7 protein-coding genes are annotated in these 6,182 nt (G+C 43.1%); all 7 read left to right on the top strand.

The features are described from left to right. The first annotated feature begins 348 nt into the window (after positions 1–348). Positions 349–519, top strand: coding sequence for a YgaP-like transmembrane domain (locus Psfp_RS11155; protein ID WP_134218615.1), 171 nt, complete (start codon positions 349–351; stop codon positions 517–519). 284 nt (positions 520–803) lie between these two features. Continuing rightward, the gene (locus tag Psfp_RS11150) at positions 804–1,310 is read left to right on the top strand and encodes a nitroreductase family protein (RefSeq protein ID WP_205079553.1); all 507 of its coding nucleotides are present in this window, start codon (positions 804–806) and stop codon (positions 1,308–1,310) included. 30 nt (positions 1,311–1,340) lie between these two features. Further along, entirely contained in the window at positions 1,341–1,484 is a 144-nt protein-coding gene (locus tag Psfp_RS11145) for a hypothetical protein (RefSeq protein WP_192895377.1), read from the top strand. A gap of 269 nt (positions 1,485–1,753) precedes the next feature. Beyond that, complete coding sequence (gene dgt / locus Psfp_RS11140) at positions 1,754–4,165, top strand: dGTP triphosphohydrolase (protein ID WP_192895376.1); 2,412 nt, start codon at positions 1,754–1,756, stop codon at positions 4,163–4,165. Between the two features lie 544 nt (positions 4,166–4,709). Continuing rightward, positions 4,710–5,033, top strand: coding sequence for a YtrH family sporulation protein (locus Psfp_RS22045; RefSeq protein WP_348981136.1), 324 nt, complete (start codon positions 4,710–4,712; stop codon positions 5,031–5,033). Beyond that, positions 5,030–5,545 carry a hypothetical protein gene (locus tag Psfp_RS11130; protein WP_134218611.1) on the top strand — a complete coding sequence of 172 codons (516 nt, stop codon included), beginning with the start codon at positions 5,030–5,032 and terminating at the stop codon, positions 5,543–5,545. Before Psfp_RS22045 ends, Psfp_RS11130 begins: the two co-directional genes overlap by 4 nt. 98 nt (positions 5,546–5,643) lie before the next feature. Next, entirely contained in the window at positions 5,644–6,162 is a 519-nt protein-coding gene (locus Psfp_RS11125) for a hypothetical protein (protein ID WP_134218610.1), read from the top strand. Positions 6,163–6,182: the final 20 nt, after the last annotated feature.

The following is a 6,182-nucleotide window of genomic DNA, read 5'->3' as shown; positions in this document are numbered from 1 at the left end:
CTTCTTTAACAAGCTGCTCTTTGAAATCCTGAGGATATCTTTTACGTTTCATCCATACCCCTCCGTTAATATTAGTTTATATTAATAAGGGGGTATGGCTCAAACTCAATTAAGGGGCTTAATAGAATGGAGTCTTACTGTTCATCTTAATATAGTTCCTTTCAAGGTCAATTTTTATTAGAGAAATATGCTGATGTTGTATTATGGATTATGCATTATGCATATTAAAACCGACTGAGTGCCAACTGAAAAAACACTTAAAATCTTACATGAAATTAATTCCAACAAAACAGTACAGACGAATAAATACCCCCTCTTGAGAGATTCTAAGACGAGGGGGTATAAAAATTGATACTTGATTATAAGAAAAATTTGGGCGCCTTTGACAGGATAATCCGGACTGCTATCGGTTTTTACACGCTCTGGTTGGTTTTATCCGGCACGGTAACCGGATGGTGGGCAGTTGCGGCTTTTCTTTTTGCCATGTTTAATTTTATTGAGGCAGCTTTAGCATACTGAATTGTCTATGACCTGATGGGTTGGTCAACCCGGAAACATAAGGTGGCATAGTTAAGCCCGCTTTTTAGCTTGGCTGCAACACACCGGCTTTGCATTAAGAAAGACGGCGCATGCAGGCGCTGCCGAAGTTTGTCAAGGTTGTCAAAAGAACCGTTCCAGTGACGCTTAAAACAGGGTATAATGCTAATTAGTGGGAATAAATACTTAGCCATGCTTTTCCACGCACCAACAGAGAATGAAAATCAGCAGTATTTTAATGATTTGAAATGAAGGGAGACAATGCTGTGGAGGCAATCTTAAACAGGCGCAGTATCCGGAAATACACGGACCAGGCAATTCCTGAAGAACTCATTACCGAACTTTTGGAAGCGGGCATGTGCGCCCCGTCAGCTGGAAACGAACGCCCCTGGCACTTTGTTGTCATTACGGAACGCAACCTGCTAAACGGCATCACTGAAATTCATACACATGCTCAAATGCTGAAGCAGGCGCCCGTGGCGATTATCGTCTGCGCGGACCGAACATGTGATAAGTATCCCGGTTCGAGCTACATGGTTCAAGACTGTGCGGCGGCGACGGAAAACATCCTGCTGGCTGCCCGGGACAAGGGCTTAGGAGCATGCTGGCTCGGAGTATACCCCAGAGACGATCGCATGAAAGGTTTGACCCGGTTATTGGGGCTGCCGGAACATGTGATTCCAGTTTCGGCGATTGCGCTCGGCTTTCCGGCTGAGGTAAAGAGCGCCGGCTCACGCTACGATGCTGCCAGGGTACACCGCAATCACTGGTAAGACATTCAGGCCGAAATTGTTTATGGGGAGATGGATGGAAATGAAAACGACCTGGCAATTCAATCACTCAAAAAGCTCACCCGGTACGATATTGCAGCAGTGATCTGCTGTCATGGCGGCTTAAATAGGGATAACCCGGACCAGCGCATTGCTGAATTGGCCCCGCATGAGTAAGTAAGCTTTGAAGCCTTACTGTCACGGCAATGGTTTTATGAACCCGATTATGTTAATATATTTTCATAACGCAGCCGAAAGCATAATCTACGGCTGCTTTTGATTGTCCGGGTGTTAAAAGGACGGTTGGCTGCAGAGCTGATAGTTTAAGCAATTTCATTAATTTATTGACTCGGGAGGAATATAATGGTATATACTTTAGATAAAAGTTTCACTTATACGGCATTTGCCGGTTACAACAGCTACCAATGGGAGGCGCCATAAAAAAGATGTGTGTATACAGCAAGTTTTGGGTTGAATGGGAGAAAAAGAACCTTGCCCCTTATGCCGTGCATAGCGATGACCCCTGGTATACAGAGCGGTTTAACAGTGATTCTCCGGAGCATCATTTGGACCGGCATGGCAGCCGCAGCCGGTATAGAACCCCCTTTGAGATAGATAAGGATAGAATAACCAACAGCACGGCATTCCGGAGGCTTGAATACAAGACCCAGGTGTTTGTCACACATGAAGGCGATAATTACCGGACACGCCTGACACACTCCCTGGAAGTATCGGAAATCGCCAGACATATAGCCAGGTCCCTGCGGCTGAATGAGCACCTCGTTGAAGCAATTGCGCTGGGGCACGATCTTGGACACGCTCCCTATGGCCACGAAGCGGAAAAGGCAATAAATAACTGGCTCAAAAATAGCGACGAAAAATTCAACCAGAATTACTGCTTTTGTCATAATTATCATTCTGTTGAAAATGTGGATTACCTGGAGCCTGGATATGACTGGGACAGAAGGACTGACGCCGAACGTTTCGGCTGGGGCATTAATCTTACAAAAGGCGTTCGTGAAGGTCTTCTTACCCACACCGGTATGGGCTTTAGAGGACACATTCACCGCAATTCAACCTTCGATGAAAACTTTGAAGCAGCCGTTCAACAAATGATGAAAGATAAAAATGATCTGGGACTGTTTTTCCCTGGTTCACTTGAAGCACAAGTTGTCCGAATATCCGATGACTTGGCGCAAAGGATCCACGATCTGGAGGATGGACTGAGATCGAGAATTCTTAATAAGAACAATATAGGCGCCGTTATTAAAGAATACTTTGATGCGCTTTTATCAAAAAAAATATTTGAATATGATGAAACGAATACTTATTTAGAGCATCATTTAAAGCAGGGAAGTATCCGCGTTCCAAAGATTTTTGTTCACCAAATAGTGGAGATGATAGGTAAGAGTGATAAAAACCTGCCTGCCTATTTCAACTATGAAAATAAAGAAATTGTTGAGCAAATGCAAAATGAGATAAACAGAAAATACAAAGAGGATGAAGAATACAGAAACAAATTTGAACTTGCTGCAAACCTTGCATTTGTCCTGCATATGTGGCGAAGTGAAGAATACTTGAACGCAATGAAAGAAGAAGATCAATGGCTATCAAAATGCAGAATACTAAAATATTTGGAGCTGCTGCTAGGCATTATCGATAATGTTAAAAGCGATGATAATAAAAAAGCTGATAATAAAAAACAGGAACTGCCTTCATATATTTATATTGCATTTCTCCGGGGCCTGTTGCTTGCCAACATTATTGAGCATTCTTATTGGCGTATACAGATGGCTTTGGATGCCGGGTACCAGTCAACGAATTATTACGACATCAGTAAAGAGATTCGGGAACATATTAATGACCAGACAGCAGAAAACCAAGTTAAACCAGAAAACCAGGTAAATGAAAAAATATTTGTTATCATTGCAGTTGTTGACGGGATCATAATTACTGAAGGGGACTTTTTTGATTATGAAGCAAGGCCTAATGAGCTCCACTGCTTCAAGTTTCAAGGCGAAAACGGGGAAGCAAATCGTCAATTCAGGAAATTCATGAATGAATCATACAAAGAAATCCTGGAAACTAACGGCGCGAATCTCCCTGTTTTGGTGAAAAATTATGCCGAAGAATACCGGAAGCTCAGCAAAGTCATTTGGCTCAACAAATTCGAAGATCCGGAAATAACGGAGTATGTTAAACTCGTTTTTGACGATAATGACAAAGATAAAGATACAGGAGAATGGATTCCATTAAAACAAATAAAAATTTACTTCACCGGATATAAAGAGATATGTCCCGGTGTCAGGACAGGAAATTGCAAATACATAAATTACCCTATTCAAGGATGTACCGGCAGCTGTACTTTTCGTAAAAAGGGCAGGTACCCGGACATAAACAGGGTCATAATTTATGACAACTATGCAGCTTCCCTTGACTATCGCCTTAAGAAGCTGATACGTGAAAGACTGCACAACGGATACCGTATTGCCAGGATGAATTATATGGGAAACAAAATAATTACGGCGCTGCTCGAGCTATATTATAAAAATCCCAGACTTATGCACGAAAGAGTCTGGTCAAGGCTACGGGCATATAAACCGCTCGGCGAAGACGCTGTAACTAACGAGATTGACAATTATATTAAAAAATCAATTGTAGAGCGCGAGAAGGAACCTTTGCCGGAGACGGTTTTTGATGCATTAAAGACATGTGAAGCAAATATACTTTGCCTAATCAGAAGGATTATCGAGCACATCGCCGGTATGACCGACAGGTTCATCACCAACGAATATAACAGGTTGAATGAAGCCGGCCGTGAGGTAGAGCATCACGATGAAACATATTTCTTCTCATAAGTTATTTGACTTCGATTGAGATTGACAGCAGACATTATTATCACCTTCCTGCTTTGGTCTTGCTGTTATCATATCCCGTCAACCAAAATCCTTCAGTAACATTGTCACAGATAGGCAATATTTATAATGATACGTCAGGGTTTGTCCGGCCGGAGCTTTACTGCAGCATGGTTGTGACGCGCCAACTGTCGATCATGAAAAATGTATAATGTGCGGAAAGTGCGTGATATGGCCCGATGAAGGCGATCCAAGAGGCTTGAGGCAAGCCGTAGTCTTATACGCAGGTATCAAAGATATAGCCGCCCATTGGCGGCTTAATTATTTGACGTGTGTTTTAGACTTATTCGGCCATTGGATTGTCCCCCCAGGACAACGCTCGTCCGGTAGAGCACTATTTCCGTGCTGTGGTATCGTCAAACAGGTCATATTCACAAATTTTGCTAATAGGCTAATAATAAGCCCCTGCCAGGATGCAACCAAGATAATTCGTCAGAAAAGCGAATTTTTTAATGTACAGGGGGTAGTGGAAAAGGAGGAGATATTGGTGCCTTTTGAAAAAAATTTTATCCTTATTTTCTTTACTGCCATGGGTGTATTGCTCGGCGCTGCACTGGTTGGCTCCCTGGCGGCGGTGATGGTGCGGGAGCCGCCGCTCGGCGTCATGCTCAGGCTGGCCAGAGAAATGAAGATATGGGCCGTGGTGGCGGCTATCGGTGGAACCTTTTCAACCATAGAGATTTTGGAGTCGGGTGTTTTTAGAGGTGAAATTATAGCGGTAATCAAGCAACTCTTTTACATCGGAAGCGCCATGGCAGGAACCCATTTAGGTTACTTGATCGTCCTGGCAATAGCCGGAGAAGGGAAATGAAAAATCAGGCTATCCGTTTGATGGCGCTATTTTTCCTGGGTATGGTGGCAGGAGGCGTGCTTGTAACCGTTACTCTAGGTGGGCAGGTAGACGAAATAACACATAATAATCAACTTCTCAGCCAGCAGCTGGAACTTTGCCGGGATGAGTTGAATCAATTAAAGAAAAGTCTGGGAGAAAAAGAGAAAAAAGTGGTAACCGGCATTGAACCTCACATCGCAATTCTTGGTGAGAATATGGCCAGGCTTGAAGAAAAAAACACCATCCTGGTCCTGGAAAAACAGGTACGGCAGTGGCTGGAGCCGGTCAAGGGACAAGAGGTAGACAAACTGAACTATTCACTTGTCCCTCAGATTATAGATAATCGAGCAGTCGAATTTGAAGGCGCCAATTATCAATTAAAAGTACAGCTGGTTGTAATCGACACAAATATAATCATATACGTGGAAGCCAAAAAAGAAAAACTAACCCGGCCGGTAAATCAACCCTCCGAACCTGATGCGGAGTTTTGAGAACCAGTTTGGTGACTCCTGGAAAAGTAATAAACAGTGATAAGAATGAAGAAACGTGGGGATAATGGTTTTTAATTGCTTAAAAAAAGGTGTTCATCTTGGAATTAATCAAATCCCTGCTGGAAACGATCGTTGCTTATAATCATATACTGATCGCCCTATTCGGCGGTGTTTTAACCTGGTCACTTTTCAGGGCCAGTGATTTATGTAAAGACAGAAAGTTTAAGGAGATCATCTTGCTTCAGTTTTTAAACGAGACGCATTGCATGGAAGATAAGGACTTATTCATTGATAGCGACCGTTGGGTCTTTAGAGTGGGCTTAAACAACCTGGAAATAATGCTGCGCAATAATTTTTTTAGCCCGGTTAGACATGAAAAGCTGATATATGAAATAATGGAGCTTTACCGCTGGATAGTGAACCATGACGAAGCCGCAAAAATAAACAACCTGGCCTTGCTCGTCAATGGAGAAACCCCGGTGCGGGAAATGGTTTTATTCTACAGCACAGAGGTGAGAAGGAGGATTTTAACGGTCAGGGAGTTAATCAAACACTATTACCCCAAAATAGCTGAAGAACACGAAAAGATCGTCAAAACAAAGCCCCGGTCACGTTGATGCCGGGGTAATTGCATACC

Source organism: Pelotomaculum sp. FP, assembly GCF_004369245.1.
GTDB lineage: Bacteria > Bacillota > Desulfotomaculia > Desulfotomaculales > Pelotomaculaceae > Pelotomaculum_C > Pelotomaculum_C schinkii.
Note: the sequence above shows the minus strand (reverse complement) of the source record. Positions and strands in the feature narration are given on the sequence as shown.

Coding starts and splice junctions, on each gene's coding strand:
- Psfp_RS11145 (WP_192895377.1), top strand. CDS start 1,341: ATGGATGGAAATGAAAACGACCTGGCAATTCAATCACTCAAAAAGCTC.
- Psfp_RS11130 (WP_134218611.1), top strand. CDS start 5,030: ATGAAAAATCAGGCTATCCGTTTGATGGCGCTATTTTTCCTGGGTATG.
- dgt (WP_192895376.1), top strand. CDS start 1,754: ATGTGTGTATACAGCAAGTTTTGGGTTGAATGGGAGAAAAAGAACCTT.